This is a genomic window from Deinococcus soli (ex Cha et al. 2016), assembly GCF_001007995.1.
Classification (GTDB): Bacteria; Deinococcota; Deinococci; order Deinococcales; family Deinococcaceae; genus Deinococcus; species Deinococcus soli.
This window is the reverse complement of record NZ_CP011389.1, coordinates 3,149,750-3,176,698: the sequence shown is the minus strand read 5'-3', so window position 1 is coordinate 3,176,698 and position 26,949 is coordinate 3,149,750. Positions and strand designations below refer to the sequence as shown.

The window sequence follows — 26,949 nt, the reverse complement described above, 5'->3', positions numbered from 1 at the left end:
CGGGGGGTCTCCTTGCGGGGCAGTCTGACGTGGGGGGTGTTGCGCGGGCGTTGCGCGCGTACACTGGGGACACTCATGCACACCGGGTCAGTGCTGATCCTGCGGACGCTGGGCGTGCCCCGCGTGACCGGCCCGGCCGGGCTGCTGGACGTGACGGGCAAGAGTCTGGCGCTCCTCATGTTCCTGGCGCTGGAGGGCGAGACGCCGCGCGAGGTGCTCGCCGACCTGCTGTGGTCGGATCAGGGGGGCGAGGCAGCGCGCCGGAACCTGCGGGTGCAGCTGCACCGCCTCCGGGGCTCGGGGCTGGCGGAGTGGCTGGAGGTCACGCCGGGGGCGGCGGCGCTGCGCGGCGAGGTGCAGGTGGATCTGCTCGCGCTGCGCGCGGCCCTGGCGGCAGAGGACGCGCCGGGCGGGGCGGCGCGGGTGGGTGGGCGGTTCCTGGATCACCTGAGCGTGCCGGGCGCGGCGGAGTTCGGGACGTGGCAGGAGCGGGTGGCGGGGCAGGCGCTGGACGAGCAGCTGCGGGCGCTTGACGCGCTGGCGGCGCACGAGGCGGCGCGGGGGGCGTGGCCGGGCGTGCTGGCGGCGCACGCGCGGTCGCTGGGGCTGGACCCGCTGCGTGAGCGGAGCGTGCGGGCGCAGATGGAGACCCTGGCGGGGCGGGGGCAGCGGGAGGAGGCGCTGGACGCCTACCGGGCGCTGTGCCGCCGCCTGCGCGAGGAACTGGGAGCGCACGCCCAGCCACTGCCTGCCACGCGCCTGCTCGCCCAGACGCTGGCGCAGGACCCGGGGCCGACGCGGGGGGTGGCGCCAGGGCTGTCCGGGAACGCGGCGCCGCCGGGGCCGCTGGTGGGCCGCTCGGCGGAGGTCGCGGCGCTGCGTGCGGCGCGGACGATCCTGGTACTGGGCGAGGCGGGCATCGGGAAATCGCGGCTGCTGCGCGGGGCGGGAGGCGACGCACTGGTGCTGCGCGGCGCGCCGGAGCTCACGCCGCTGCCGTTCGGGGCGCTGCTGGACGCCCTGCGGGCACAGCCGTCGCTGGCGTGGTGCCCGGAGCCGCTGCGGCCGGCGCTCGTGGCGGCACTGGGGGCGCCGGGCGGGTCGGGCCTGCCGGACCGGGGCGCGACGCTGGACGTGCTGGCGCAGGCGCTGCTGGCCCTGGCGGGGAGCCGCCCCTTGATCGCCGAGGACCTGCATTGGCTGGACGCTGGCTCGCTGGAGGCGGCGTTCCTGGCGCTGCACCGGGGCGCGCGGCACCTGTGGCTCTCGGCCCGCCCGGAGGACCTGGCGGGGCGGGCGGACGTGCTGGAGGTCCTGGCGCGGGTGAATCCGCCGCGTCTGACCCTTCAGGAACTGCCGCTGGAGGGGGTGGCGGAGCTGATCACGCAGCTGGCGGGCCGCGAGGCGCCGCTGTTCACCGCGCGGCTGTTCGAGGCGACGGCCGGGCATCCGCTGTTCCTGATGGAGACCCTGCGGGACCTGCGCGAGCGGGGCGTGCTGTCCGAGCGGGGTGGGCGCTGGCACACGCCGTTCGATGCGTTCACGGTGGATTACGCCGAGGTGCCGGTCCCGCCGTCGGTGACGCAGGCGATCCGGGGGCGCGTGGAGCGATTGGGCCGCGTGACACGGCAGCTCCTTCAGGCCGGGGCGCTGTGGGGCGAGGCGTTCCCGCCCGCGCTGGTGGCCGGGTGTGTGGGCGTGCCGGTCGGGGACGCGCTGGACGAGCTGGAGCGGGCGCAGGAGGCGCGGCTGGTCACCCCGGACGGGGCAGGGTTCCGGTTCGGGCATGACCTGCACCGCCGGGCAATGCTGGACGGCCTGAGCGGCGCGCGCCGGGCGCACCTGCATGCGGGACTGGCGGCGCTGGCCCCGGCCGGGACCCCGGCGGGGACGGTGGCGCGGCACTTCGAGCGGGGTGGAGAGCCGGGGCGGGCGTGGCCGCTGTGGGTGCAGGCGGCACGGGAGGCCGAGGGCCTATTCGCGCACGCGGACGCCTTCGCGCTGTACGGGCGGGCGCTGGCGTGCGGCGCGCCGCCGCGCGAGGCGTTCGCGGTGCGGGTGGCCCGCAGTGAACTCTGCCGCCACCTGGATGACGAACCGGGCCGCGAGGCGGAACTGACCGCACTGGCGCAGCTCGCGGCCGGACTGGACGACGCGGGGTGCTGGGCGGATCTCGCCGCGCGCCGCGCAAAGTGGCACACGGAACGGGACGAGTACGCCCTGGCGGTCGCGGAGGTGCGGGCGGCCCTGGAGCGTTTCGGTGGGGCGCTGGATGACGACGTCCGCTCGGCGTTGCTGCTGGAGGGCGGCGCGGCCCTGGCCTGCCTGGAGGACTGGCCCGCGTCGGCGCTGCTGCTCCAAGAGTCCCTGGCGCTGACGCGGGAGCGGCTGCCGGTGCGGGCGTCGAACGTCCTGTACTGGCTGGGATACGGTGCGTACCGGACCGGTGAGTTCGCGCAGGCCGAGCGGGCCTACCGGCAGTCCGTGGAGGTGCTGCCGGCGGGCACCCTGTCGCGCGGGCGGGTGCTGAGCCTGTGGAAGGTGGGGGCGTGCCTGCGCCGCCTGGGGCAGTTCTGCGAGGCCGCACAGTCGCTGCGCGAGGCGGGCGACAGTGCCCGCACCCTGAACGCGGGCTCTATCCGGGGGCTGATCGTCGCGGAGCAGGCAGCGCTGGCCTTCGATCAGGGCGAGCGGGAGGTCGCGTCCGCCCTGGCGGCCGAGGCGCAGACCCTCCTGACCCCGGGGGGCGAGGAGGGCTGGGACGTGCTGCGTCCGCTGCTGGCGGCGCTGGCGGCTAGGCCGGTCACCGCGCTGGGCTGAGCAAGCACGAGGCCGCCACCAGGAAAGATCCCAGTGGCGGCCTCCGGTTCGGCGGGTCAGGCGACGTCGATTTCCTGAAGCACCGTCACTTCTGGGGCGCTGGCGAACCAGTCTCCGGCCTTGGCGCGGTACGCCTTGTAGTGCTCGCTGTCGCGGTGGGCCTGCGCGGCGGCCTGATCGCGGTAGCGTTCCTGCACGTGAAACCGCACCGCGCCGTCCTTCTCCTCGCGCAGCAGGTCGTAGCGGAGGTTGCCTTCCTCCTGACGGCTGGCGCGGACCATGTTCAGCATCTCGGCCTGGACGGTGTCGACGTGCTCGGGTTTGGGCGTGATGATGGCGTGGACGGCGATGACGCTCATGCGTTCACCGTGTCGCCCTTCAGCGCGCCGAGGAGGGCGGTGACGAATTCCTCGTCGCTCATGGGGTTCTGCCCGGTGATGAGTTCACGGTCACGCACGACGTGGCTGGTGTACTTCCCGCCGTTCTGCACGTCCATGCCCGCGGCGCGCAGGGCGTCGGCGGGGTAGTACTGCATGGGGGCCTCGAAGGTCTTCTCGGCGTCCTGTTCCTCGGGGGTGCTGAACACGGTGGCCTTGTAGCCGTCGTAGATGAAGTCCTGCGCGGCGGGCGTCTCGCCGTTCTGGAGGGCCTGCTGGTACGCGGCGGCGTCCTGCTGCGCGGCGAGGAGGGCGACGGGTGCGTGGCAGATCAGCGCGGTGGGCTGGCCCTTCCCGTGGAAGTGGCGCAGGACCTTGCCCAGGTCGGCGTCGCGCATGAGTTCGATCATGGGGGCGTGCCCGCCGGGCAGGAACACCGCGTCGAACTGGTCGAGGTTCGCGGCGGCGTCGCTCAGCTTGTGGACAGTTCCGCTCAGGGTCTGCTCGACGAAGGCCTTGATCTGCTGGTGTTCGGCCTCGTCCTTGAAGAAGTCCTTGGTGTCGCTGCCGTGGTCCATGGGGGGGCGGTTCCCCCTGGGCGTGGCGATGGTCAGCGTGTAGCCCTCCTGGGTGAGGCGGTGGGCGGGCACGCCGAATTCGTTGAGGTAGAAGCCGGTGGCGTGCGTCTGGCCGCCTTTCAGGGGGAGCTGGTCTTCGCTGGACATCACGACGAGGATGTTCTTGGTCATGGGCGACACCTTAAGCGCCGACGGGCGGGTGGACTGTCGAACCCCTTACTTTGCTTTCTAAAGCATTCAGGTTGGGTGAAGGCGCCCTGAACCCGGCGAGCCTGTCCATGCACCCCGCCGGGTGAGGCACACGCAGCGCGCTATTCTCTGCACAACCGCGCCTGCCGGGCGTGGTCATCCAGAACCGCCGGAGGGAATTTTCTGCCCTGTGATGGCGTGGCAACCGGCCCTCATTGCGGCACTCGGTGCTTTCAGAGAAGACCCGCGTGGGTGCGCTGACGATGGCGCGAGCGGGGACGATGGCCCAGAAGCGGCGCAGCACTCGCGCAAGGACTTTCGAGGCCGCCCAGGGGCGGCTTTCTGCTGTACAGGGGTAGACCATGAGTACCGATATCCGCGCCGAGGCGCGCAGACGCATCTTGATTCTGGACGGAGCGTGGGGCACGCAGCTTCAGCAGGCGGGCCTGACCGAGGCCGACTTCCGGTGGGACGGGGCCGACCCCCTGCGGATGTACCGGGGGAACTTCGACCTGCTGCAACTGACGAAGCCGGACGTGATCCGCGCCGTGCACCGCGCGTACTTCGCGGCGGGCGCCGATATCGCCAGCACGAACACCTTCAACTCCACGACGATCAGTCAGGCGGACTACGGCACGGAAAGCATGGCACGCGAGATGAACGTGCAGGGTGCGCGGCTGGCGCGCGAGGTGGCCGACGAGTTCACGGCCCGCGACGGCAGGCCACGCTGGGTGGCGGGGAGCATCGGCCCGACGAACCGCACAGCGACCCTCTCGCCGGACGTCGAACGCCCGGAATTCCGCAACGTCACCTACGACGATCTGGTGGCCGCGTACACCGAGGCCGCCGAGGGTCTGATCGAGGGCGGCACCGACCTGCTGCTGCTGGAGACGGTGTTCGACACCCTGAACGCCAAGGCGGCGCTGTTCGCCTGCGAGGAGGCCTTCGCCCGCACCGGCAAGACGCTGCCGATCATGCTGTCCGGCACGATCACGGACGCGTCCGGGCGCACTCTGAGCGGGCAGACGCCGGAAGCGTTCGCGATCAGCACCTCGCACGCGAACCTGTTCAGCCTGGGCCTGAACTGCGCGCTGGGCGCGGACCTGCTGCGCCCGCACCTGCGTGAGATCGCGGCGAACACGGACGCGCTGGTGTCCGTGCACCCGAACGCGGGTCTGCCGAACGCCTTCGGGGAGTACGACGAGACGCCCGAGCACACGGCGAGCGTGCTGGCCGATTTCGCGCGAGAGGGCCTCGTGAACATCGTGGGCGGCTGTTGCGGCACGACTCCTGAGCACATCCGGGCAATTGCCGACGCGGTGCGCGAGATCACGCCGCGCGTGGCCCCCGAGCAGCCCGCCGTGCTGCGCCTGAGTGGCCTGGAACCGCTGAACGTCACGCCGGAACTGAACTTCGTGAACGTCGGCGAGCGCACCAACGTGACCGGCAGTCCCAAGTTCGCGAAGGCGATCCTGGCCGGGGATTTCGACGCGGGCCTGAAGATCGCGCGGCAGCAGGTCGAGAACGGCGCGCAGATCGTGGACGTGAACTTCGACGAGGGCATGCTCGACGGCGAGGCCGCCATGGTGAAGTTCCTCAACCTCCTGGCCGGGGAACCGGACATCAGCCGCGTGCCGCTGATGCTGGATTCCAGCAAGTGGGAGATCCTGGAGGCGGGCCTCAAGCGCGTGCAGGGCAAGGCGGTCGTGAACTCCATTTCCCTCAAGGACGGCGAGGAGAAGTTCCTGGAACGCGCCCGTCTGCTGCGCCGCTATGGGGCGGCGGCAGTCGTCATGGCCTTCGACGAGCAGGGGCAGGCGGACAACCTGGAGCGGCGCAAGGAGATCACCTCCCGCGCCTACCGCCTGCTGACCGAGCAGGTAGGTTTCCCGGCGCAGGACATCATCTTCGACCCGAACGTCCTGACCGTCGCGACCGGCATCGAGGAGCACGACCGCTACGCCATCGACTTCATCGAGGCGACCCGCTGGATCAAGACGAACCTGCCGGGCGCGCTGGTGTCGGGCGGGATCAGCAACGTGTCGTTCTCGTTCCGGGGGAACAACCACGTGCGCGAGGCGATGCACGCCGTGTTCCTGTACCACGCCATCCGCGCGGGGCTGGACATGGGCATCGTGAACGCCGGGATGCTCGCCGTGTACGAGGACATCGAACCCGAGTTGCGCGACGCGGTGGAGGACGTGATCCTGGCCCGCCGCCCCGACGCCACGGAACGCCTCCTGGAACTCGCCGACCGCTACAAGGGCGTGAAGCGCGAGGTCGGCGCGGGCAGCCCCTGGCGGGACCTGCCGGTGCAGGAGCGGCTGAAGCACGCGCTCGTGCAGGGCATCGCGGACTTCGTGGACGCCGATGCCGAGGAGGCGTATCAGGAGCTCGGCTCGCCGCTGAAGGTCATCGAGGGGCCGCTGATGGACGGCATGAACGTCGTCGGGGACCTGTTCGGCGCCGGGAAGATGTTCCTGCCGCAGGTCGTGAAGTCCGCCCGCGTGATGAAACGCGCCGTGGCGTACCTCACGCCGTACATGGAAGCCGAGAAGCAGGAAGCCGGTGGCAAGGGCCGCGTGCTGCTGGCGACCGTGAAGGGCGACGTGCACGACATCGGCAAGAACATCGTCGGGGTGGTGCTGGCGTGCAACGGCTATCAGGTCACCGACCTGGGCGTGATGGTGCCCACCGAGAAGATCCTCGACGAGGCCGAGCGGATCGGCGCGGACGTCATCGGCCTGAGCGGCCTGATCACCCCCAGCCTGGACGAGATGGTCACCGTGGCCCGCGAGATGACCCGCCGCGGCCTGAACCTGCCCCTCCTGATCGGCGGGGCGACCACCAGCCGCGCGCACACCGCCGTGAAGATCGACCCCGCCTACCCCGGCCCTGTGGTGCACGTGCTGGACGCCAGCCGCGCCGTGACGACCACCGCCGACCTCCTCGCCGACCCGGCGGGCGTGCAGGACCGCGTGCGCGAGGAGTACGACGCGCTGCGCGAACGGCACGGCGGGCGGCAGGTGCGCCTGATTCCCATCGAGGAGGCCCGCGCCCGCGCGCCGCAGGTCTCCCCCACCCCCGCGCCCGCCCCTCGCGAACCGGGCCGTCAGGTCATCGAGCAGCCCATCGCGGAGCTGCTGGACTTCATCGACTGGACGCCGTTCTTCATCGCCTGGGAGATGAAGGGCATCTACCCGAACATCCTCACCGACCCCCTGCGCGGCGAGGAAGCCCGCAAACTCTTCGCCGACGCGCAGACCCTCCTCCAGCGCGCCATCGACGAGAAGCTCCTGACCGCGCGCGGCGTGATCGGCCTGTGGCCCGCGCAGCGCGACGGAGACGACATTGTGGTTGATAGTGAAACGTTGATGGTTGATGGAAACGACCAGATCCCGTCATCTATCAACCATCAACCATCAACCCGCCTCCACACCCTGCGCCAGCAGCGCGAACAGACCACGCCGAACGCGGCGCTGGCGGACTTCATCCTGCCGGACGGGGATCATATCGGGGCGTTCGCGGTGGCGATTCACGGCGCAGAGGAACTCGCGGCGAAGTTCGAGGCGCAGCACGACGATTACAACGCCATTCTGGTCAAGGCGATCGCGGACCGGCTGGCCGAGGCCTTCGCCGAGAAACTCCACCGGGACGTCCGCGTGCGGCACTGGGGCTACGCGCCCGAGGAAGCGCTGGGCAACGACGACCTGATCCGCGAGCGCTACCAGGGCATCCGTCCCGCACCTGGCTATCCCGCGCAGCCCGACCACACCGAGAAACGCACGCTGTTCACCCTGCTGAACGCCGAGGAAGTCGGCCTGCGCCTGACCGAATCGTGCGCCATGACTCCTGCCGCCACCGTGTCGGGGCTGTACTTCGCGCACCCGGAAGCGCGTTACCTCGCCGTGGGCCGCATCGGCCGCGACCAGATCGAGGACTACGCCCGCCGCAAGAGCCAGAGCGTCGAGGAAACCGAACGCTGGCTGGGGCCGATCCTCGCGTATGACCCTGCGGGTGTTGATGGTGGACAGTTGATGGTTGAAAGACAACAACTCTCAACCGTCAACCTTCAACCATCGACCGCCGCCGGAGGCGGCCAGTGACGCGCGTCTCTGTCGAGCTGGTGCCCCGGTCCCGTTCTGGTCTGCGTGCGGAGATCGCGGAGGTCGCGGGCGCACTGGGCGGGGTAGATACCGTGAACGTGCCGGACCTGACGCGGTACTCGCTGAGGTCCTGGGTGGGGTGTGGGTTTGCCCGGCCGGGCTTCGCGGCGATTCCGCACCTGCGCGCCGTGGATTTCAACCCGCGCGAGCCGCTGCCGTTCCTGCCGCTGCTGGAGGAGCACGGGATCCGCGAGGTCCTCGTGGTGACCGGGGACGCGCCGATCGACATGAGCGCGAGGGTGTACGACCAGGACGCCGTGGACCTGATCCGCCGCCTGAACCGCGACGCGCCGCACCTGCGCGTGTACGCCGGGCTGGATCCGTACCGGCAGTCGTTCGTCCGCGAGCGGGACTATCTGGAGCGCAAGCTGGACGCAGGCGCGGCCGGGTTCTTCACGCAGCCGTTCTTCGACCTGCGCCTGCTGGACACCTGGGCCGACCTCCTGCCGGACGGCACGGACGTGTGGTGGGGCGCGACGAGCATCCTCACGGAGGCCAGCTTCAACTACTGGCGGGCCCGCAACCACGCGGTGTTCCCCCGCACGTTCACACCCACCCTGGACTGCAACCGCGCGTTCGCCCGTGACCTCCTGACCTTCGCCCGCGAGCGGGAGCAGCACGCGTATTTCATGCCCGTGAAGGTGAACGTGCTGGAGTACCTGGGCGGCATTCTCTGAGCAAGGGTCTGGGCTGCGGGCTGTGAACCACCCCCACCCGGCCTCCCCCCTGAAGGGGGAGGAGCAAGAGAAAAACAAGGTCGATCAGTAGCCCCGAGCGTCCCACCACTCACCTCACCGCCGACTGCCACCGGCCGTCATGCGCGAAGCGCGCAGGCGTTGCGGGGGGTGGCAGGATGGCGTCGAGGCCGGACCCGACGACGCCCGATACAACCCCGTCGTATAAGTAGAAACTCTTGCTCAGTGCAACGCGGCCCCCCCTGCCCTTCTGGGGTACTCGTATGAGCCGCTTGCGGAGGGGGCTGGGGGTGGGGCTGAAAACGAAAAGGACCCCCGAGGAACACCCCGAAGGTCCAGGCTCCGCTAAGGCTTCAGCTGTTGTCGATCACAACGGTGAAGCTCTTGCTGACTTTCCCCTTCGCGGGCACGTCGACTTTCAGGGTCGCGGTGCCCTGATTTTTGACGGGGGCCATGGTGTCGATGATGATGACGCGCCCGCCGATGCGTTCGGTGATTTCGGCGCGGATGGCGCGGTCCTTGCTGCTCTCGAAGGCGTACGTGACCTTGTAGGTGGTCTTGGTGACGTTGCCCTGGGCGTTCTTGGTCTGGGCGGTCTGCTGGACGGTCCGGGTGTAGTTCAGGTCGGGGTCCTCGCCCAGGCTGAAGTCGACGGTGCCGCCCTGGCGGGTGTCGGGGATGCTGGTCTGGCCGACGATGCGGCCGTCTTCGCGGACGGTGATGGGTCCGGCGGGGAGGCGCTGGTCGGCCTTAAGGCGGTAGGAGCGGTTCAGGTTGCCGTCGCGGGTGCCGGTGTCGAAGTAGGTCTGGAGGCCGGCGTAGCGTTCGAAGGTGCTGAGTTTGGGGGTGATGAAGGGGAGGGTGGTGACGCTGTTCGCGGGAAGTTGGAAGGGGGTGGTGAGGGCGTAGCGGTAGAGGCCGCGCAGTTCGCCCTGGCTTTCGATCTTGGGGGCGGGGGCGGCGGCGGGCATGGCGACGTCCATGGCGGCGCCGCGCATCATGTAGGCGGCTTCCTGCTGGCCCTGCACGGTGACGTCTCCGGCGTAGAGTTCGGTGGTGCGGACGTCGTAGGCCTGTTCGGTGGTGTTGCGGATGTCGGCCAGGGCGCTCAGCTGCGCGCCGCCGCTACCGGCCTTCAGGGTGTAGCGGGGCGTCCAGGTGACGGCGCGGGTGAGGTAACTGAGGGTGCCCTTGCCGGGCTGGGCGAGGGTGTAGGTGACGCTCTGGGTGGGGGCCTGGGGGTTGGCCGGGGGCGCGGCGTCGAACTGGAGGTCCTCGTAGCGGGCGGTGAAGTAGCGGCCCTGGGCGTCCTTGACGAGCAGGTCGCGGGCGCGGATCAGGGTGACGGGTTCGGTTTTGCCGTCGCGGCGCAGGTAGATGGTCTGGCCTTCGAGGCTGCTGAGCCAGTTGGCTTCCTGTTTCTGGATGGCCTGCGTGAAGGTCAGGCCTTCAAGGTCGAGGCTGCCGGTCAGGATGTTCTGCCAGGTGTCGAGGGGCAGGTTCAGGCGGAGGGTGTTCGTGTCGGCAGTGACGGGTTCACGCACCTCACTGAAGCTGGGGTAGATGCGCAGGTCGGCGGCGCTGGCGGTTCCGAGGGCGAGGGTGGCGGCGGTCGCGAGGGCGACTGACAGGCTGTTTTTCATGCCTGGATGGTGACCCGCCGCTCAATATGAGATGTGAGAGCGTGCGTCAGGAACGCAACAGAAAACCCGCCGCCCCGGGATGGGGACGGCGGGCTGTTCGTGCAGACCGGACGGCTTACAGGATGTCGTCGCGGATGCAGGCCTTGAAGTGACCGGGGCTGACTTCGCGCAGTTCGGGAACGATGTTCGCGCAGTCGGCGATCGCGTAACGGCAGCGGGTGCGGAACACGCAGCCGCTGGGCGGGTTGATCGGGCTGGGAATGTCGCCTTCCAGGATGATGCGCTGGCGCTTGACCGTGGGGTCGGGCACGGGCGCGGCCGAGAGGAGCGCCTCGGTGTAGGGGTGCTTGGGGTTACGGTTCAGCTGGCGGCTGGGCGCGATTTCCATCACGCGGCCCAGGTACATCACGATGATGCGGTCGCAGATGTACTCGACGACCGCGAGGTCGTGCGCGATGAACAGCACGGTCAGGCCCAGTTCTTCCTGCAGGTCCTGCAGCAGGTTCACGACCTGCGCCTGGATGGACACGTCCAGCGCCGAGACGGGCTCGTCGGCGACGATGAACGCGGGGTCCACGGCCAGGGCGCGGGCAATCCCGATGCGCTGGCGCTGACCGCCGCTGAACTCGTGCGGGTAGCGGCGCATGTGCTCGGGGCGCAGGCCGACCTTCTGGAGGAGTTCGGCGATGCGGTCGACGCGCTGCTTGCCGGGGTGCAGGTTGTGGATCTGCATGGCCTCCCCGATGATGTCGGATACGGTCATGCGGGGGTTCAGGCTCGCGAAGGGATCCTGGAAGATGATCTGCATCTCGCGGCGGTAGTCACGCATCTGCCCTTTGGACAGCTTGGTGATGTCGGTGCCGTTGAAGAGCACCTGGCCGCCGGTGGGTTCGATCAGGCGCAGGATGGCGCGCCCGGCGGTGGTCTTACCGGAGCCGGATTCGCCCACGAGACCGACCACTTCGCCGCGCCCGACCTTGAAGGACACGTCGTTGACGGCCTTGACGTTGCCGACGACGCGGGACAGCAGGCCGCCGCGGATCGGGAAGAATTTTTCGAGGTTCTGGACGTCCAGCAGGGTGTCGCCCGTGGCGGGCATGGTGCGGCGGGTCTGGTTGCTGACGGCGGTCATGCGGTCACCTCGCGCTGCGCCTGCGCGAATTCGCGCCAGCGGATGCAGCGGGCCATGTGGCCGTGCCCGGTGTCTTCCAGCGCGGGCACCGCCTTGGAGCAGTCGGGAACGGCGAACTTGCAGCGCGGCTCGAAGGCGCAGCCGGGGGGCAGGCTCAGGGGGTTGGGCACGTTGCCGGGAATGGCTTCCAGGCGGCCCTTGGGCTGGCCGGGAACGTGCTCGTACTCGCCGGGGCGGGGAATGCTGTTCAGCAGGCCCATGGTGTAGGGGTGGCGGGGCGCCTGGAAGATGTCCACGACGTCGCCTTCCTCGACCACACGGCCGCCGTACATCACGACGACCCGGTCGGCCATCTCGGCCACGACCCCGAGGTTGTGCGTGATGAACAGGATGCTCATCCCGACCTCTTTTTGCAGGTTGCGCATCAGGTCGAGAATCTGCGCCTGAATGGTTACGTCGAGCGCCGTGGTGGGCTCGTCGGCGATCAGCAGGGCGGGCTTGCAGCTCAGGGCCATGGCGATCATGACGCGCTGACGCATCCCGCCGGACATCTGGTGCGGGTACTCATTGACGCGCTTTTCGGGGGCGGGGATGCCCACGAAGCGCAGCATGTCGGTGGCGACGCCCATGGCGTCTTTCTTATTCTTGCCTTGGTGCAGCATGACCGCTTCAGCGATCTGGTCCCCGACGGTATAGACGGGGTTCAGGCTGGTCATGGGCTCCTGGAAGATCATGGAGATGTCATTGCCGCGGATCTTGCGCATGTCCGCTTCGCTCAGCGTGACGATGTTCTTCTGAACGCCGTCCTTGCCGGTGAAGAGGATCTCCCCTTCCACGATCTTGCCGGGAGGGGTGGGGATCAGGCGCATGACCGACAGGCTGGTGACGCTCTTGCCGGAGCCGGATTCGCCCACGACGGCGAGGGTCTCGCCCTTCTTGATGTGGAAGGTCACGCCGTCGACGCTCTTCACGACACCGTCGTCGGTACTGAAGTAAGTTTTCAGGCCGTTCACGGCCAACAGGACTTCACCCTGGTGGGTCATTGTTCCTCCGTTTTCAACACGTTGTGCATCATACAACCGTTGGGGATTCTAGGGCGTTTTGTCACGCGCGGCGCGGCCCATTTCGCTGGCCGCGCCGCGCGTGACAGCGGTTCAGGCGCGCTTACGCGGGTCGAAGGCGTCGCGCAGCCCGTCGCCGAGCAGCTGGAAGCACATGACGGTGAACACGATGAAGAAGCCGGGGATGAGCACCCAGGGGCGGGTGTTCAGACTGCTCAGACCGCCGTCCTGCGCGGCCTTGAGCAGGCTGCCCCACGACGCGTAGGGTTCCACGGCACCGATGCCCAGGAAGCTCAGGCCGCTTTCCAGCAGGATGAAGCTGGGGATGGCGAGGCTGGTCGTGACGATCACGTAGGTCGTCAGGGTGGGCAGCATGTGGCGCCACATGATGCGGTTGTCGCTGGCGCCGAGGCTCTTGGCAGCGGACACGAAGTCCTGTTCGCGCACGCTGAGCAGCTGTCCGCGCGTGACGCGCGCCAGGCCGCCCCAGCCGATGAAGGCCAGGATGCCGAGGATCACGTACAGCGCGAGGATCGGGTTGATGTCGCGGGGGAACACGCTGCGCAGCAGCAGCAGCAGGAACAGGTAGGGGATCGCGGCGAGCACCTCGACGAGGCGCATGATGATCGTGTCGACGACCCCGCCGAAGTAGGCGGCCATGGCGCCCATCATCAGGCCGATCAGGGTCGTGATCAGCACCGCACCGAAGCCGATGGTCAGGCTGATCTGCGAGGCGTACAGGGTGCGGGTGAACAGGTCGCGGCCCAGGTCCTCGCCGCCGAACAGGTACACACTGCACTCTTCCTTGTTCGTGCCGAACAGGTGAAGGTTGCCGGGGAACAGACCCAGGATCTTGTAGCTGGCGCCGCGCACCCCGAAGTACAGCGGGCAGCGTTCCGCGCTGGGCTTGAACTCGTTCACGAAGGTGTCCATGTTCAGCTGCTGGGTGTACTTGAACACGTAGGGCCGCGTGAAGGCGCCAGTGTCGGGGTCACGGAACTGGATGGGGGTGGGGGGGTGGAAGCGGGTGATGTTGCTGGTCGAGTAGGACGACAGGGCGTCAGGCGCGATGAACGGCGCGAAGATCGCCATGACATACAGCAGGATCAGCATCAGGCCGCCGGCCTGAGCGAGCCGGTTTTTCCGGAACTGCTGCCAGGCGACGGAGAACTGGGACTGACCGAGCGGTTTGTCCTTTTTCTGGGTGGTGGCGGGTGCGGTGGTGGTCATGTCAGCCGACCTTGATGCGCGGGTCAACGACCGCGAGGAGAATGTCGCTCAGGGCGTTGCCGATCACGAGCAGGACGGTGGTGATCACGGTGAAGCCCGCGATGAGATACAGGTCCTGGGCATTCAGGGCGTCGAGGATCATCGGGGTGATGCCGGGATAGGCGAACACGACCTCAATGAACCCGGCGCCGGCGACCGCGCCGGGCAGCAGGCCGCCGATGCCAGCCACGATGGGCAGGATGGCGTTGCGGAAGGTATGCTTCCAGATCGCGGTGCGTTCGCTGACGCCCTTGGCGCGCGCGGTGCGGATGTAGTCCGAGCGCATCACTTCCAGCATCTGACCCCGGATCACGCGGGTCAGTCCGGCGGCGTCGCTGACAGCCAGGATGATCGCTGGAATCAGGAGGTGCTTGGCGATATCCAGGAATTTCTGGATGGGCGTCATGCTGTCAAAGCCGTTGCTGGTCATGCCGTTGATGGGGATGTCCAGGCCGGTCGCCGAACGGATCTGCAGGATGAAGTAGATGACGATCAGCGCCAGGAAGAAGCTGGGGAAGCCCAGCAGGAAGTACAGGATGACGTTGATGGTCTTGTCGCCCAGCGAGTTCTGCCGCACGGCGCCGAACACGCCGATGGGAATGGCGATGGCGTAGAACAGCAGGGTGGAGAGCAGCACCAGGTACATCGAGTTGGCAATGCGGGGTTTGATGACGTCCAGCACGGGCTGCTGGTAGGAGAACGACAGGCCCAGGTCGAAGTTGAAGAGCATGTTCTTCATCCACAGGAAGTACTGCTCGATGGGGTGCCGGTCCAGGCCGAAATTGCTCTGCAACGCTGCCAGTTGTTCAGGGCTGATGTTCGGGTTGAGCTTGGCGGGCGTCAGGAAGTCGCCGGGGGCCAGTTGGATCACGAAGAAGATCAGGATACTGGCCAGAAACAGGGTGGGGATGGACTGCACCAGTCGGCGCAGGAGGAATGGGATCATGCGGGCTCTCCGGGGGGCGTCATGGGTGTGGGGGGCAGTCCGCGCGGGCGGACCACCCCCCGTGGGAGCAGCGTGCTGCTCTGGTCGCTTACTTGATGAAGGTCAGCGCCTGGAGGCGGTGGCCGTAGTAGGCGTCCATCATGTTGGCTGCGAATTCGCCGCCCAGACGCTCGTTGAAGGCCACATGGTAGTTCCCGCCGACCAGGTAGATGACAGGCTGCAGTTCACCTTCAGCCTTCATCAGCTGGCCGCCGATGGCGCGGCGCTTGGCGTCGTTCAGTTCCGCGTCGCCTTGGTAGTACAGCTTGGTCATCAGCTGTTCCTGGCTGGTGGCGCACTTGCCGTCGGTGGGGTTGTTGTAGGAGTGCAGGTTGGTGCCGCAGGGCACAACGTTGCTGCCGAAGCTCCAGATGTTGCTGCCGCCGGAGAGGCCGAGCAGGATGGCGTCGAAGGGACGGTTCTCGCCCTTGGAGGTCAGCTGGCCGACCAGGGTGTTGAAGTCGATGGGGGTGAAGTTGACCTTCACGCCGACCTTCTTGGCCTCGTCGGCGAAGATGCGGCCCAGCTGCTCGCGGACGGTGTTGCCCGCGTTGGTGCTCAGGTTGAATTCCAGCACCTTGCCGCTCTTGTCGACCAGGTAGCCCTGGGCGTTCTTCTTGGTGTAGCCGATCTGCGCGAGCAGCTTGCTGGCCTGCGCGAGGTCGTACTTGTACTGAGGGGCGCCGGCAGCGAGGCCCGCGTCAATCTGCTGTTTGAAGATGGGGTAGGTGCTGAAGTATGTCTCGCTGCCCAGGCCGCCCAGGGCGAGCTGCACCATGGCCTGGCGGTTGGCGATGTGGCTCATGGCGCGGCGGAAGCGCACGTCACGGAAGAGTTTCTGCTTGGCGGGGTCGCTAGCCTTGTTCCAGTTGAAGGTGATCCACTGGCTGGTGGCCTGGGGGCTGACGTTGGCCTTCAGGAAGGCCTTCAGGCTGCCGTTGTCGATGGCCTTCTTGGTCTGGGCCAGGTCGTCGGCGTTGCGCATGCCGACGGTGTCGATCTGACCGGCCAGGAAGGCGGCGAGGGACGCGTTGGCGTCGGCGACGATGCGCACGGACATGGTGTTCAGGTAGGGCAGTTCCTGACCGCGGCTGTCCTTGTTCCAGTCGCCCCAGTTGGGGTTCTTCTTGAACACGGTGCGCTCACCGGCGCGGTAGGAGTCGACGACCCACATGCCGGGGCTGACGATCTGGCTGGCGGGCGTGGCGAGACCCCACATCTTCTTGACGGCGTCGGCACCGCCCTCACGGTAGGCCTTACCGAACACGTGGTCAGGCCAGGGTGCGTAGCTCATGATGCTCAGGGCGCTGGCGCTGGGCTGGGGGAAGTCGAACTGCAGGGTGTAGGTGTCGAGCTTCTTGACCGTGATGGGCTTGCCCACCAGGAAGAAGGTGTCGCGGCTGTTGCTGCCGACCTTGTCGTCGGTGTGGATCTTCCAGGTGGTGACCCAGTCATCGGCGGTGATGGCCTGGCCGTCGCTGAACTTCATGCCCTGGCGGATCTTGACCACGAAGCGCTTGTTGTTGTTGCTGACCACGGCTGGGGCGGCGGCCATGTAGGGGATGAACTCGTCGTTGCGGGGGTCCTGCGTGAACAGGCCGGCGCCGGTCTCCATGCGGTCGGGGATGCTGTCCGCTTCGCTGCTGGTGAAGGGGTTCATCGTCTTGAAGTCGCTGATGGCGGACAGGCGCAGTTCACCGCCGCGTTTGTTCGCGGTGTTCTGCTCGGCAGTCCAGGCGGCGGGCCAGACGAAGGCGCTCTGGGCGGCAGCGGTGCCGACCGTCAGGGCCAGGGCAAGAGTCAGGGCTTTTTTCATGGGGGTCCTCCAGGGTGCGTGAAAGGAAATACGACAAGGTCCGGCGCGCAGCCGGGTTCTTGGTTCCTGATTTCGTTTTCCAGCGAGCTAAATATATTGGCCTATCGTGCCGCGGTCAAGGACTGAATTTCCCATTCCGTGCGCCGAATTGCATATTCATTCACTATCTTGCATCTGATCAGTCCATGAAAGCTGCTGGTTTCATTTGACAGCACACCCGATCAAAGTGACCGGCAGCTCATTCGCATGAATAGGGCGTCCACGGGTTCGTATGCCGCTCTAAAGGGACGGGCTGAACAGGTGGTCCACAGTGCATGCAGGGGAGGAAGAAGCTCCCACTCCCCTTCTACAGATGCTCAGCGGCTCTTGAGTTCCGTCCAGATGCGGTCGTACAGCCGCTGCGGGCGCCCCCCTGGCAGCTCGCCGATGAAGTCCAGGCGGCCGTCGGTGAGCCACGCGGCAGGCGGGTTCAGCGCGGGGATGTCCTTCAGAAAGTCGTCCAGGTACGGGCGGGCGGCAGCGTTCGGCGTGGCGTAATAGGTGTAGTTGCTGAGCTGGGCGCCGTTCTGCGCGTCCAGGATGAAGTCGATGAAGCGGTGGGCCAGCGCGGGGTTGGGGCTGCGCTTGAGGACGACCAGGGTATCCATGCTGATGGTGGTGCCCTGTCGGGGCAGCAGCACCTGCACGTTCTCGTCCTCCTCGGTAGCGATCAGCAGGTCACCCACGTAGATCTGACCCAGGTCCACGGTCCTGGCCAGCAGCTTGTTGCGGGTGCCGGGGCCACCGTCGAAGCCCTGGAAGCCCTTCTTCGCCACCACGCGGCGCAGCAGGTCGCGCGCGGCGCGCAGCTCCTCGACGCGGGTGGTGTTCGCGCTGAAGCCCAGGTACTTCAGGGCCGCGCCGATCACCTCGCGCGGGTCGTCGAGCAGCACGAACGAGTGGCGATCAATCGGGCCGAAGATCTCCGCCCAGGTGTCCTGCGGCACGTACCGCTGCCGGTTGTACGCCAGGCCGGTCGCGGCGTACTGGTACGGCACGGAATAGACGTTGCCCGGGTCATAGTCGGCGTTCAGGAAGCCGGGCGCGATGTTCTTCAGGTTCGGCAACCGGGATTTATCCAGAGGCTGGAGCAGTCCGGCGCGCACCATGGTCTGCACGACGTAGTTGCTGGGCACCGCGAGGTCGTACTGCGCCCCGCCCCCCTGGAGCTTGGCGAGCATGGCCTCGTTGCTCTCGAAGGTGTCCAGCACGACCCGCACGCCGTTCTGTTTCTCGAAGGCCTTCACCAGATCGGGGTCGATGTACTCCGACCAGATGAATACCCGCAGCGTCTTCCCGTCCCCGCGCGTCACCGGAACCGCCGCGCCCGGCTGGGCCTGAGCGGGTTTCTGCACGCGGTAACAGCCGGTCAAGAGGAGCAGCCCCACACCGGCCAGCAGCGCGGCCCGCTTCACGCGTCCCTCCGGGGGCGCAGCAGCGCGTTCGCCGCGACGATCGCCACGACCGTCACGAGGACCAGCAGCGCACTCAGTGCGTTGATGTCCGGCATCACGCCGCGCTTCACGTTCGTGTAGATCAGCACGGGCAGCGTGCTGAAGCCCGACCCGCTCGTGAAGTACGTGACCACGAAATCATCCAGGGACAGCGTGAACGCCAGCAGCGCCCCCGCGAGCACGCCCGGCATCGCCAGCGGCAGCACCACCCGCCGGAACGACTCCCAGCCGCTGGCGCCCAGGTCGCGGGCGGCCTCCTCCAGTTCCGGGCCGTACCCGGCCAGCCGCGAGCGGACCGTCAGCGCCACGTAACTGATCTGGAAGGTCACGTGCGCGAGCAGCACCGTCCAGAAACCGTTGTCGAACGTCCACCCGGCCCGTTCCAGGCCCTGCCGGACGAACGAGTAGAACATCAGCAGACTGACGCCCATCACCACGTCCGGCACCACGATGGGCAGGACGAGCAGCCCCGTCAGCGCCGTGCGGAAGCGCAGCGTGTACCGCCACAGGCCCAGGCCCACCAGCGTCCCCAGCAGCGTGCTCACCAGCGTGCTGAGCAGGGCGATTTCCAGCGTGTGCGCCAGCGCCTCGCGCACGTCCGCGCGGGCGAACAGCACCCCGTACCACTTCGTCGTGAAGCCCGCCCACGTCGCCCCGAACCGCGAATCGTTGAATGAGAACACCACCAGGACCACGATCGGCAGGTACAGGAACGCGTACACCAGCCACGCCCACGCACTCAGCGCCGGATGCGTCCGCCGGATCATGAGGCCCTCCGGGCCGTCGATGGTCGGATGTTGATGGTTGATGGAACCTCCGTCACCCATCGACTCTCAACCATCAACAGTGCGCCCAGCGCACTCATACGAGTTCCTCCAGGCCCTTCTGCCCGGCCACGCGAGCGTAGGCCCACAGGCCCAGGAGGACGGCGCCCATCAGGAGGAAACTCAGGGCGCTGCCGTACGGCCAGTCACCCGCCTGACCGAACTGGTTCTGGATGAGGTTCCCCACCAGGGCCGTTTTCGCGCCGCCCAGGATGTCGCTGACGACGAAGGTGCCCAGCGCGGGAATGAACGTCAGGAGGATGCCCGCCACCAGCCCCGGCAGGGTCTGCGGGAACACGGCGCTCAGGAAGGCCCGCACGGGCGGCGCGCCGAGGTCCTCGGCAGCTTCCAGCAGGCGCCAGTCGATCTTCTCGACGCTGGAGTACACGGGCAGCACAAAGAACGGCACGAACGCGTACACCATGCCGAGCAGCGTGGCGGTCAGGCTGGGCACCAGATCGAAGGGCCGCAGGATCAGGATCCAGGCGTACACGCGGATCAGGAAGTTCGTCCAGAATGGAATGATCAGCAGCAGCAGGAGCAGGTTCTTGCGCCGTGCGTCCTGCCGGGCGATGTAGAACGCCAGCGGGTACCCCATCAGCACGCACAGCGCCGTGCTGAGCGTGGCGACCCACACGCTGCGCCACAGCACCCGCACGTTGTCCCCGGTCCACTCCTGGAACAGCGCGTCGTACCCGAATACCCGCTGCCAGGACTCCAGTGTCCACGGGGCGCCCACCTGCGCCAGATCCGTGCGCGTCAGGAACGAGTACCCCAGCATCACCAGCGCGGGCACGATCAGGAACACCGCCAGCCACAGTACGCCCGGCCCCAGCGTGGCGAAAAATCGCCGGACCGTCAGCACGGGGCACCTCCGGTGCGGTGATGGTTGAAGGTTGATGGTTGATGGAGAGATGTTCCATCGACCATCAACTGTCGACTGTCAACGCCCCTCATGCTTCTTCCAGCACGACGAGGTTATCGGGTGGCAGGTACAGGGCGACCTGTTCGTCGTAGTCGAAGTCCTCGTCCGCGCCGATGTCGGCGTTCAGCTGGAACGCGACCAGTTGCTGCCCGCCCGCCTGGAGGAGGTACTGGTTCTCGGCGCCGGTGTACACGATGTCGTCCACGCGGGCGCGGATCTCGTTGCCTTCGGTCTCGTCGTCGCGTTCCATGCGGAGTTTCTCGGGGCGAACGGACAGCGTGACGCTCTGGCCGGGGCGCAGGCCCTCACCGTACGTGGTGCGCAGCGGGCCGTGCTCGGTCTGCACGGTCGCCTCGTGGCCGTCCACAGTCAGGACGGTGCCGGGGATGAGGTTGCTGCTGCCCAGGAAGTTCGCCACGAACGCCGTCCTCGGGCGCTCGTAGAGTTCCTCGGCGCGGCCCAGCTGTTCTACGCGGCCCCGGTTCATGACGGCGATACGGTCACTCATGACCAGCGCCTCCTCCTGGTCGTGCGTGACGAACACGAAGGTCATGCCTAAGCTCTCCTGAAGGTTGGCGAGTTCCACCTGCAACTCCTTGCGCAGTTTCAGGTCCAGCGCGGAGAGCGGTTCGTCCAGCAGCAGCACCTGCGGTTCGTTCACGATGGCGCGGGCCAGCGCCACCCGCTGCCGCTGCCCGCCGGACAGCTGATCCGGGCGGCGCGCGGCGAAGTCCGCGATGCGCACGCGCTCCAGGGCCGTCATGACCCGCTCGCGAACCTGCGCGGCGGGCACGCGCTTCATCCGAAGACCGAAGGCCACGTTGTCCTGCACGGTCATGTGCGGGAACAGCGCGTAGCTCTGGAACACCGTGTTCACGTCCCGCCGGTGGGGCGGCACGCCGGTCATGTCCTGCCCGCCGATCAGCACCGCGCCCGCGTCTGGCTGCTCGAAGCCCGCCAGGATGCGCAGGAGCGTGGTCTTCCCGCAACCCGACGGGCCCAGCAGGCTGAAGAACTCGCCGCGGCGGATATCGAGGTCGATGTCGTCCAGCACGCGCGTCTCCGCGCCGCCCGGCGAGCGGAAGCTCTTGCGCACGCCGCGCACGCTGACGGCCGCGTCGTCCGCGAGGTCACGCGGGCGTTTTCCCTTGAAGGTCACGCCGCTGATGGCGTCACCCCGGTCCTCATCTCAGTCATCCCCCGATTGTAGGGGCCATGCCCAGCAGGTCCGCCTTTCGGGGGACGAGCCACTCATGCGCGGCGGGTACAGTCGGGCCCAAACGGATTCCGTCTGTTTCGTTCTCACCCCGGAAGGACACCGGGTTGCCGACTCCACGCCCGGAACCCGTTTCTCTCCTGCTCGCTCTGCCGCGCAGCTCTCCGAGTCCGCTCGGGTTGGCAGATTCTGCAAACCTTTCAACCGGAGTCCGTATCATCAGCCCCCTGGAGGTGGATCCGTGGACCTTGAAGCGATCGTCGTACCCGCCCTGTTCTTCGGCAGCGTGTTCGGTTTCCCGCTGCTGCGCCGCCAGATGATCCACCGTCACGAACTCGAACGCGAGGCGCTGCGCCGTGGCCTGCTTCCCACCCGCGTCACGCAGGAGCACCCGGCCCTGCCCGCACCTCTCCCCCATGTCGGCGCCGGGGACGACGCACCCACGCTCGCCCTTCGCCTGCCGGAACCGCACCGGCTGTTCGCGCTGGCGCTGCTGTGCCGCCTGGAGGACACGCCCCCACCCGCCGAGGAACGTTCGCGGACGCTGCTCTCGCAGATCCGGCTGGAGTACCTCCCGGAGACCCTGCGCGCCTACCTGCACCTGACCCCCGCCGGACGCGAGCAACTGCGCGCCCAGGGCCGCGACCCCGAAGGCCTGCTGCGAGAGCAGCTTCAGCGCCTGAACGAGGGTCTGGACGACCTGCTGCGGCACGACCACGCCGCCGCCGACCGGCTGCTCACGCAGGGGCACTTCCTGCGCGACCGCTTCGGCGCGCCGCACACGGAGCTGCTCAGCAGGTCGCGCTGAACTGACTGTCGCCCCTGCCCCCGAGCCTGCGCCGGGGGCTTTTCGTTTCAGCCGACTGGTGCGCACCACCTTGCCACCAGCACGCAGGGTGGAAGCGCTACAGTCGGGGTCACGCGTCAATTCAATTCCTGCGGGTGCCCTCCCTGGCATCCGGGGCCCTTTCCCCACGCGTGTTCCGGAGGTTCATCCATGCGCTTTCGTCTCCCCCTCCTCCTGACGGTCCTCCTGGCAGGCTGCGCCGCGCCGAGCACCCCGGCCTCGCTGTCGCCCACGCCCACGCTGGGCGCGCAGTCCGTCCTGACGTGGCAGGCGCTGCGGCAGGGCGACAGTGGCCGCGACGTGGTCACCCTGCAGTACCTGCTGCGCCACCGCGGTTACACCCTGAGCGTGGACGGCGCGTTCGGCGCCGGGACGGACAGCGCCGTACGGTCCTTCCAGAGCTCAAACGGCCTGGCGGTGGACGGCATCGTGGGCGGCAACACCTGGGAGAAACTGATCGTGACCGTCCGCCAGGGTGACAACAACAATGCGGTGCGCGCCGTGCAGGATCAGCTGCGCAGCGGGTACGGGTACACGGGCGTCACCGTGGACGGCGTGTTCGGGTCCGGCACGAACACGGCCGTGCGGGACTTCCAGACCAGACGCGGCCTGAGCACAGATGGCGTGGTGGGTCTGAACACCTGGCACGCCCTGGTGACCGGCGCCAGCACCGGTGGGTCGAGCACCGCGGCCAGTCTCGCGCAGAGCATCCTGAACACCAGCCGCGTCACACTGGGCACCAGCAGCAGCACCGTCAGCGGCAACCCCCGGCAGAACATGCTGGACACCGCCGCCGGGCGGGCCGCCACGCGCGGCTGCGCCAGCAACGCCAACTGCGGCCTGACCGTGTACCTGAAAAAGAGCATGTTGCAGGGCATGTACGACATGTCCCGGAGCAACAGCTTCTACATCACGTCCATCGCGGGCGGGGTGCACTCCACGTACTCGGACCACTACGCGGGCCTGGCGTTCGATATCGGCATCTGGAACGGCGTAAGTCTCAGCAGCCCCAACAGCGCTCACACGGCGGCGCGCAACGCCTGCCTCGCGGCTGGCAGCGATCCCAGTCAGACGTTCAATGCGTACTACGATCCCCCCGGCGGGCACAGCAACCACGTGCACTGCGCCTGGAACTGACCGTGACGACACGGTTCACCCCCGGTCAGGCCACACTCCCAGCCGCCCCGCCCACTCCACGCCCCACATCCGCAGCTGCTTCAGGGGGCACCACCCGGTCCCTGATGGGTAGCGTAGCTTCCGGCGCGCCCGGCCCCGCGCTCCGCACGGCGTCCGCCCGGTTCCGGCGGCGCTCCCCGTACGCCACCTTCGCACCCCGGAGGAAACGATGAATACCTTGCATCGGCGCGATGTCCTGCGGCTGGGGCTGCTGGCGAGCGCCAGTGCCGTCCTGGCGGGCTGCGGCGTGCCCCTGACGCGGGTGCCTGAACGACTGAACGCGCTGGCGGTGGCGGCGCCGGGCGTCTCGGGCTGCGCGGCGTGGCTGGCGCAACCGGCAAAATCGCCCACCCTACTGCTCGCGGCGCGACCCACCCGCATCCTGGTGCACCACACCGCGAGTGCGAACACCACCGACCTGTCGCAGGCGCAGGCGTTCAGCCTGGCGCGCACCATCCAGCAGAGTCACTTCTCGCGCGGGTGGATCGACACCGGGCAGCAGTTCACGGTCAGCCGGGGCGGGTACGTCCTGGAGGGCCGCCACCGCAGCCTGGAGGCCGCGCAGGGTGGCACGCAGCACGTGCAGGGCGCCCACTGCGACGGGCAGAACGACGTGGCGGTCGGCATCGAGAACGAGGGCACGTACATGACGGTGGCGCCGCCCGCCGGGCAGTACGGCGCGCTGGTGGGCCTGTGCGCGTGGCTGTGCCAGCAGTACGGCATTCCCGCCACGGAACTGTACGGACACCGGGACTTCAACAACACCGACTGCCCCGGCGACGTGCTGTACGCGAAACTGCCGCAGCTGCGCGCGGACGTGGCGGCGCGGCTGGGCGTGCAGGTGCGCATCTGGCCCACCACGAAGACCGGCATGACCGGCGAACGGGTCCGCAGCGCGCAGCGCCTGCTGATCGCCGCCGGGCAGACCCTGACGGCGGACGGCAGCTACGGCAGCGGCACGGCCAGCGCCGTCAGCGCCTTTCAGTCGGGGGCGGGCCTCACGCCGGACGGCCTGATCGGGTCGGCCACCTGGGAACGCCTGATCCGCACGGTCCGGCGCGGCGACAGCGGCCCGGCCGTGCAGGCGGCGCAGGGGCAGCTCGCAGCGCGCGGGTATGCGGTCACGGTGGACGGCGCGTTCGGGCCCGCCACCGAGAGCGCCGTGAAATCCTTCCAGGCCAGCAGAAACCTGACGGCAGACGGCATCGTCGGGCCGAACACCTGGCTGGCGCTGGAAAGCTGAGAGGCAGGCGTGACAACGGTGTTCAGGGGGACTGAGCAGCGCGAGTCCCCGCCGACAACAGCGGTTGGACGCTGTGACTGCCCGGCGGCCTACGCCTCGCCGGGCAGTTCTTCAACCTGCACGCCCAGCAGGTGAGCGAGGTCGAGCACCTGCGCGGCCTCCACCGTGACGCCCTGGAGGTCGGCGGCCCCGGCGCGCAGGCCACCCAGGGCGCTGCCGCGCAGGTCCGCGCCGTCCAGCTGCGCGCCGCGCAGGTCGGTGCGGTGCAGGCGGCAGTCGCGCAGGACCGCGCCGGGCAACTTCGCTTCCATGAAGCTGGCCTCGCTGAGGTCGCAGCCACTCAGGTGGAGGTGCAGGGCGTCGGCGCGCTGCCAGACGCTCAGGGGCGCGTGGACGCGGGTCAGGCGGACGTGCCGCAGGCGCACCCCGGCGGCCTGGAGGCCCAGCAGGCGCGAACCCGTAACCTCGACCCGTTCCAGGCTGACGTCCGTCCAGCGGGCGCCGCTGAGGTCGCAGTCCTCGAAGCGGACGTCCAGCAGCCGCACCCGCTCCCAGGCGCTGCCGGTGAGGTTCACGCGCCGGAACACGCACCCGGCGAAGGTGACGCTGTGCAGCGCGGCCAGGGCGGGCCAGTCGCCCCCCCCGAACAGCGCGCCGCGCAGGGTCGCCTCGTCTTCGATCTGATCAGGGCTGGGCGCGCGGACGCCACTGCGCGGAAATTTGGGGGGTGTCGGCGCGGCGGGCTTGTTCACACCGTCAGGATCTCGTGGCCCTTCGCGGTGACGACCACGGTGTGCTCGAACTGCGCGCTGGGGCTGCCGTCGGCGGTGACGACCGTCCAGCCGTCGGCCAGGAGGCGCGTCTCGGGGCGGCCCAGGTTGACCATGGGTTCAATCGTGAACACCATGCCCGGCTGGAGTTTCAGCCCCGTATAGCGCGCCCCGTAGTGCAGGACCGTAGGTTCCTCGTGCAGGCGCTTGCCGATGCCGTGCCCGGTGTACTCGCGCACCACGCCGTACCCACGGCCCTCGGCGAGGCTCTGGATGGCGTGGCCGATGTCCCCCAGCCGCGCGCCGGGTTTCACGAGGTCCAGCGCGTCCTTCAGGGACTCGCGGGTGGTGTCCACGAGGCCCTGCACCTCCGCGCTGACCTGCCCGACCGCGAACGTGGTGCAGGCGTCACCGTAGTACCCGTCGAGCAGCACGCCGATGTCCACGCCGATGATGTCGCCGTCCTTCAGTTCGCGGGCGTCGGGGATGCCGTGGCAGATGACCTCGTTCACGCTGGCGCAGATCGTGCCGGGGAAGGGGTTGTTCTTCGGGCCGTACCCGACGTACGCGGGAATCGCCCCGGCCTTGCGGATGTGCTCCTCGGCCAAGCGGTCGAGTTCCTTGAGGGTCACGCCGGGTTTCACGAACGGCGCGAGGACACGGAAGGTATCGGCGACGAGCGCGCCCGCGCGGCGCATGATCTCGATTTCACGGGCGGATTTCAGGGGCACGCGGCTCATAACGAATGAGGCTAACACGCCCGCGCCGCGTCGGGGCCGCCGCAGGTCACGCTCCGCACCCTCTCCCCAGCCCGCTGGTAGGCTGCCAGCCATGACCGAGCGGCGAGTGGTGATCAGTGTGGACATGGAGGGCGTGACCGGAGTCTCGAGCTGGGTGCAGGTCAGCCCCCCGGAATTCGGCGGTCTGGTGAGCGGCGCGGAGTACGAACGCGCCCGTGAACGCATGACGCTGGAGGCGGCCGCCGCCGCGCAGGGCGCACTGGACGCCGGGGCGACCGACGTGCTCGTGAACGACAGTCACGACACCATGCGCAACCTGATCCCGGAACTGCTGCCCGACGGGGTGCGCTTCACGAGCGGCAACGACAAGCCGCTGAGCATGGTGCAGGGCGTGCAGGAGCCCGGCGTGGTGGGCCTGCTGTTCGTGGGGTACCACGCACGCGCCGGAAGCGTGCGCGGGCCGCTGGCGCACACCTGGAACGGCTTCGTGCGGGACGTGGTCGTGAACGGGGTCAGCACCGGCGAGTACGGCCTGAACGCCCTGCTGGCCGGGCATTACGGCGTGCCGGTGCTGTTCGCCAGCGGCGACGATGTGGCCATGGGCGAGATCACGGCGGAACTGGGGTCCGGGGTGGTCACAGTGCCCGTGAAGGAGGGTCTGAGTGCCTTCGCGGCGGCGCACCTGCACCCACGTGAGGCGCAGCGCCGCATCCGGGACGGGGCGCGCCGGGCGGTGGAGGCGGCGGGCGACGCCACCCCCTACGTGACCCGCTGGCCCGCGCACGCGCAGGTGAGTTTCAACCATCAGGCCCGCGCGGACGCCGGCGAGCGCGTGCCCGGCGTGACCCGCGTGGACGCCGTCACGGTCGGCTGGCACAGCCCGGACGCGTACCACCTGTTCCAGACGTTCCGCATGCTCGCCAAGGTGGCCGAGGTCAGGCTGGACGGCTGACGCCCGCAGCGCGTTCATGAAGGCGTCCCGAC

The 26,949-nt window shown here is 68.5% G+C and carries 21 protein-coding genes; 7 read left to right on the top strand and 14 right to left on the bottom strand.

Annotation, left to right across the window (positions count from 1 at the left end):
* The first annotated feature begins 75 nt into the window (after window positions 1-75).
* Window positions 76-2,820, top strand: coding sequence for an ATP-binding protein (locus SY84_RS15340; protein ID WP_046844732.1), 2,745 nt, complete (start codon window positions 76-78; stop codon window positions 2,818-2,820).
* A gap of 56 nt (window positions 2,821-2,876) precedes the next feature.
* On the opposite strand, the gene SY84_RS15335 is transcribed toward SY84_RS15340, so the two are convergent.
* Both SY84_RS15335 and SY84_RS15330 read right to left on the bottom strand, forming a co-directional pair.
* Complete coding sequence (locus SY84_RS15335) at window positions 2,877-3,179, bottom strand: putative quinol monooxygenase (protein ID WP_046844731.1); 303 nt, start codon at window positions 3,177-3,179, stop codon at window positions 2,877-2,879.
* Window positions 3,176-3,946 carry a type 1 glutamine amidotransferase domain-containing protein gene (locus tag SY84_RS15330; RefSeq protein WP_052751205.1) on the bottom strand — a complete coding sequence of 257 codons (771 nt, stop codon included), beginning with the start codon at window positions 3,944-3,946 and terminating at the stop codon, window positions 3,176-3,178. Before SY84_RS15330 ends, SY84_RS15335 begins: the two co-directional genes overlap by 4 nt.
* 380 nt (window positions 3,947-4,326) lie before the next feature.
* Between SY84_RS15330 and metH the strand changes: the two genes are divergently transcribed.
* The gene (gene metH / locus SY84_RS15325) at window positions 4,327-8,070 is read left to right on the top strand and encodes a methionine synthase (protein ID WP_046844729.1); all 3,744 of its coding nucleotides are present in this window, start codon (window positions 4,327-4,329) and stop codon (window positions 8,068-8,070) included.
* Complete coding sequence (locus tag SY84_RS15320; RefSeq protein WP_046844728.1) at window positions 8,067-8,807, top strand: methylenetetrahydrofolate reductase; 741 nt, start codon at window positions 8,067-8,069, stop codon at window positions 8,805-8,807. Before metH ends, SY84_RS15320 begins: the two co-directional genes overlap by 4 nt.
* Window positions 8,808-9,178: 371 nt before the next feature.
* On the opposite strand, the gene SY84_RS15315 is transcribed toward SY84_RS15320, so the two are convergent.
* The 10 genes from SY84_RS15315 to SY84_RS15270 all read right to left on the bottom strand — a co-directional run bounded on the left by SY84_RS15315 (window position 9,179) and on the right by SY84_RS15270 (window position 21,132).
* Window positions 9,179-10,468, bottom strand: coding sequence for a DUF4139 domain-containing protein (locus tag SY84_RS15315; protein ID WP_046844727.1), 1,290 nt, complete (start codon window positions 10,466-10,468; stop codon window positions 9,179-9,181).
* Between the two features lie 115 nt (window positions 10,469-10,583).
* Window positions 10,584-11,600 (bottom strand): ABC transporter ATP-binding protein, encoded by a 1,017-nt coding sequence (locus SY84_RS15310; RefSeq protein ID WP_046844726.1) that lies wholly within the window; start codon window positions 11,598-11,600, stop codon window positions 10,584-10,586.
* A complete protein-coding gene (locus tag SY84_RS15305; RefSeq protein WP_046844725.1) occupies window positions 11,597-12,643 on the bottom strand; it encodes an ABC transporter ATP-binding protein in 1,047 nt (348 codons plus the stop codon). The genes SY84_RS15310 and SY84_RS15305 overlap by 4 nt, the downstream gene beginning before the upstream one ends.
* A 111-nt stretch (window positions 12,644-12,754) precedes the next feature.
* Window positions 12,755-13,891 (bottom strand): ABC transporter permease, encoded by a 1,137-nt coding sequence (locus tag SY84_RS15300; protein WP_046844724.1) that lies wholly within the window; start codon window positions 13,889-13,891, stop codon window positions 12,755-12,757.
* Window position 13,892: 1 nt separating this feature from the next.
* Window positions 13,893-14,876 carry an ABC transporter permease gene (locus SY84_RS15295; protein ID WP_046844723.1) on the bottom strand — a complete coding sequence of 328 codons (984 nt, stop codon included), beginning with the start codon at window positions 14,874-14,876 and terminating at the stop codon, window positions 13,893-13,895.
* Window positions 14,877-14,964: 88 nt separating this feature from the next.
* Window positions 14,965-16,731, bottom strand: a complete 1,767-nt coding sequence (locus tag SY84_RS15290; protein ID WP_046844722.1) for an ABC transporter substrate-binding protein — start codon at window positions 16,729-16,731, stop codon at window positions 14,965-14,967.
* 356 nt (window positions 16,732-17,087) lie between these two features.
* Window positions 17,088-18,185, bottom strand: coding sequence for a polyamine ABC transporter substrate-binding protein (locus SY84_RS15285; RefSeq protein ID WP_052751204.1), 1,098 nt, complete (start codon window positions 18,183-18,185; stop codon window positions 17,088-17,090).
* Entirely contained in the window at window positions 18,182-19,051 is an 870-nt protein-coding gene (locus SY84_RS15280; RefSeq protein ID WP_245621358.1) for an ABC transporter permease, read from the bottom strand. The genes SY84_RS15285 and SY84_RS15280 overlap by 4 nt, the downstream gene beginning before the upstream one ends.
* Window positions 19,052-19,085: 34 nt before the next feature.
* Window positions 19,086-19,913 carry an ABC transporter permease gene (locus SY84_RS15275; RefSeq protein WP_046844720.1) on the bottom strand — a complete coding sequence of 276 codons (828 nt, stop codon included), beginning with the start codon at window positions 19,911-19,913 and terminating at the stop codon, window positions 19,086-19,088.
* Window positions 19,914-20,001: 88 nt separating this feature from the next.
* Window positions 20,002-21,132, bottom strand: coding sequence for an ABC transporter ATP-binding protein (locus tag SY84_RS15270; RefSeq protein ID WP_081424626.1), 1,131 nt, complete (start codon window positions 21,130-21,132; stop codon window positions 20,002-20,004).
* A gap of 298 nt (window positions 21,133-21,430) precedes the next feature.
* Here SY84_RS15270 and SY84_RS15265 point away from each other — a divergent pair, with 298 nt between their 5' ends.
* From SY84_RS15265 to SY84_RS15255, 3 genes are all read left to right on the top strand, one after another.
* Window positions 21,431-21,997, top strand: coding sequence for a hypothetical protein (locus SY84_RS15265; RefSeq protein WP_046844718.1), 567 nt, complete (start codon window positions 21,431-21,433; stop codon window positions 21,995-21,997).
* A 189-nt stretch (window positions 21,998-22,186) separates the two neighbouring features.
* Window positions 22,187-23,173: a peptidoglycan-binding domain-containing protein gene (locus tag SY84_RS15260; protein ID WP_081424625.1), complete on the top strand. Its 987-nt coding sequence runs from the start codon at window positions 22,187-22,189 to the stop codon at window positions 23,171-23,173.
* Between the two features lie 208 nt (window positions 23,174-23,381).
* A complete protein-coding gene (locus tag SY84_RS15255) occupies window positions 23,382-24,455 on the top strand; it encodes an N-acetylmuramoyl-L-alanine amidase (RefSeq protein ID WP_046844717.1) in 1,074 nt (357 codons plus the stop codon).
* Between the two features lie 89 nt (window positions 24,456-24,544).
* Here the strand turns inward: SY84_RS15255 and SY84_RS16085 are convergent, their stop codons facing one another.
* Window positions 24,545-25,207, bottom strand: a complete 663-nt coding sequence (locus SY84_RS16085) for a pentapeptide repeat-containing protein (protein ID WP_052751203.1) — start codon at window positions 25,205-25,207, stop codon at window positions 24,545-24,547.
* Window positions 25,204-25,965, bottom strand: a complete 762-nt coding sequence (gene map, locus SY84_RS15240) for a type I methionyl aminopeptidase (RefSeq protein ID WP_046844716.1) — start codon at window positions 25,963-25,965, stop codon at window positions 25,204-25,206. The genes SY84_RS16085 and map overlap by 4 nt, the downstream gene beginning before the upstream one ends.
* A gap of 91 nt (window positions 25,966-26,056) precedes the next feature.
* Here map and SY84_RS15235 point away from each other — a divergent pair, with 91 nt between their 5' ends.
* Complete coding sequence (locus SY84_RS15235) at window positions 26,057-26,917, top strand: M55 family metallopeptidase (protein ID WP_046844715.1); 861 nt, start codon at window positions 26,057-26,059, stop codon at window positions 26,915-26,917.
* Window positions 26,918-26,949: the final 32 nt, after the last annotated feature.

Coding starts and splice junctions, on each gene's coding strand:
- SY84_RS15340 (WP_046844732.1), top strand. CDS start 76: ATGCACACCGGGTCAGTGCTGATCCTGCGGACGCTGGGCGTGCCCCGC.
- SY84_RS15335 (WP_046844731.1), bottom strand. CDS start 3,179: ATGAGCGTCATCGCCGTCCACGCCATCATCACGCCCAAACCCGAGCAC.
- SY84_RS15330 (WP_052751205.1), bottom strand. CDS start 3,946: ATGACCAAGAACATCCTCGTCGTGATGTCCAGCGAAGACCAGCTCCCC.
- metH (WP_046844729.1), top strand. CDS start 4,327: ATGAGTACCGATATCCGCGCCGAGGCGCGCAGACGCATCTTGATTCTG.
- SY84_RS15315 (WP_046844727.1), bottom strand. CDS start 10,468: ATGAAAAACAGCCTGTCAGTCGCCCTCGCGACCGCCGCCACCCTCGCC.
- SY84_RS15310 (WP_046844726.1), bottom strand. CDS start 11,600: ATGACCGCCGTCAGCAACCAGACCCGCCGCACCATGCCCGCCACGGGC.
- SY84_RS15305 (WP_046844725.1), bottom strand. CDS start 12,643: ATGACCCACCAGGGTGAAGTCCTGTTGGCCGTGAACGGCCTGAAAACT.
- SY84_RS15300 (WP_046844724.1), bottom strand. CDS start 13,891: ATGACCACCACCGCACCCGCCACCACCCAGAAAAAGGACAAACCGCTC.
- SY84_RS15295 (WP_046844723.1), bottom strand. CDS start 14,876: ATGATCCCATTCCTCCTGCGCCGACTGGTGCAGTCCATCCCCACCCTG.
- SY84_RS15290 (WP_046844722.1), bottom strand. CDS start 16,731: ATGAAAAAAGCCCTGACTCTTGCCCTGGCCCTGACGGTCGGCACCGCT.
- SY84_RS15280 (WP_245621358.1), bottom strand. CDS start 19,051: ATGGGTGACGGAGGTTCCATCAACCATCAACATCCGACCATCGACGGC.
- SY84_RS15260 (WP_081424625.1), top strand. CDS start 22,187: ATGCGCTTTCGTCTCCCCCTCCTCCTGACGGTCCTCCTGGCAGGCTGC.
- SY84_RS15255 (WP_046844717.1), top strand. CDS start 23,382: ATGAATACCTTGCATCGGCGCGATGTCCTGCGGCTGGGGCTGCTGGCG.
- map (WP_046844716.1), bottom strand. CDS start 25,965: ATGAGCCGCGTGCCCCTGAAATCCGCCCGTGAAATCGAGATCATGCGC.
- SY84_RS15235 (WP_046844715.1), top strand. CDS start 26,057: ATGACCGAGCGGCGAGTGGTGATCAGTGTGGACATGGAGGGCGTGACC.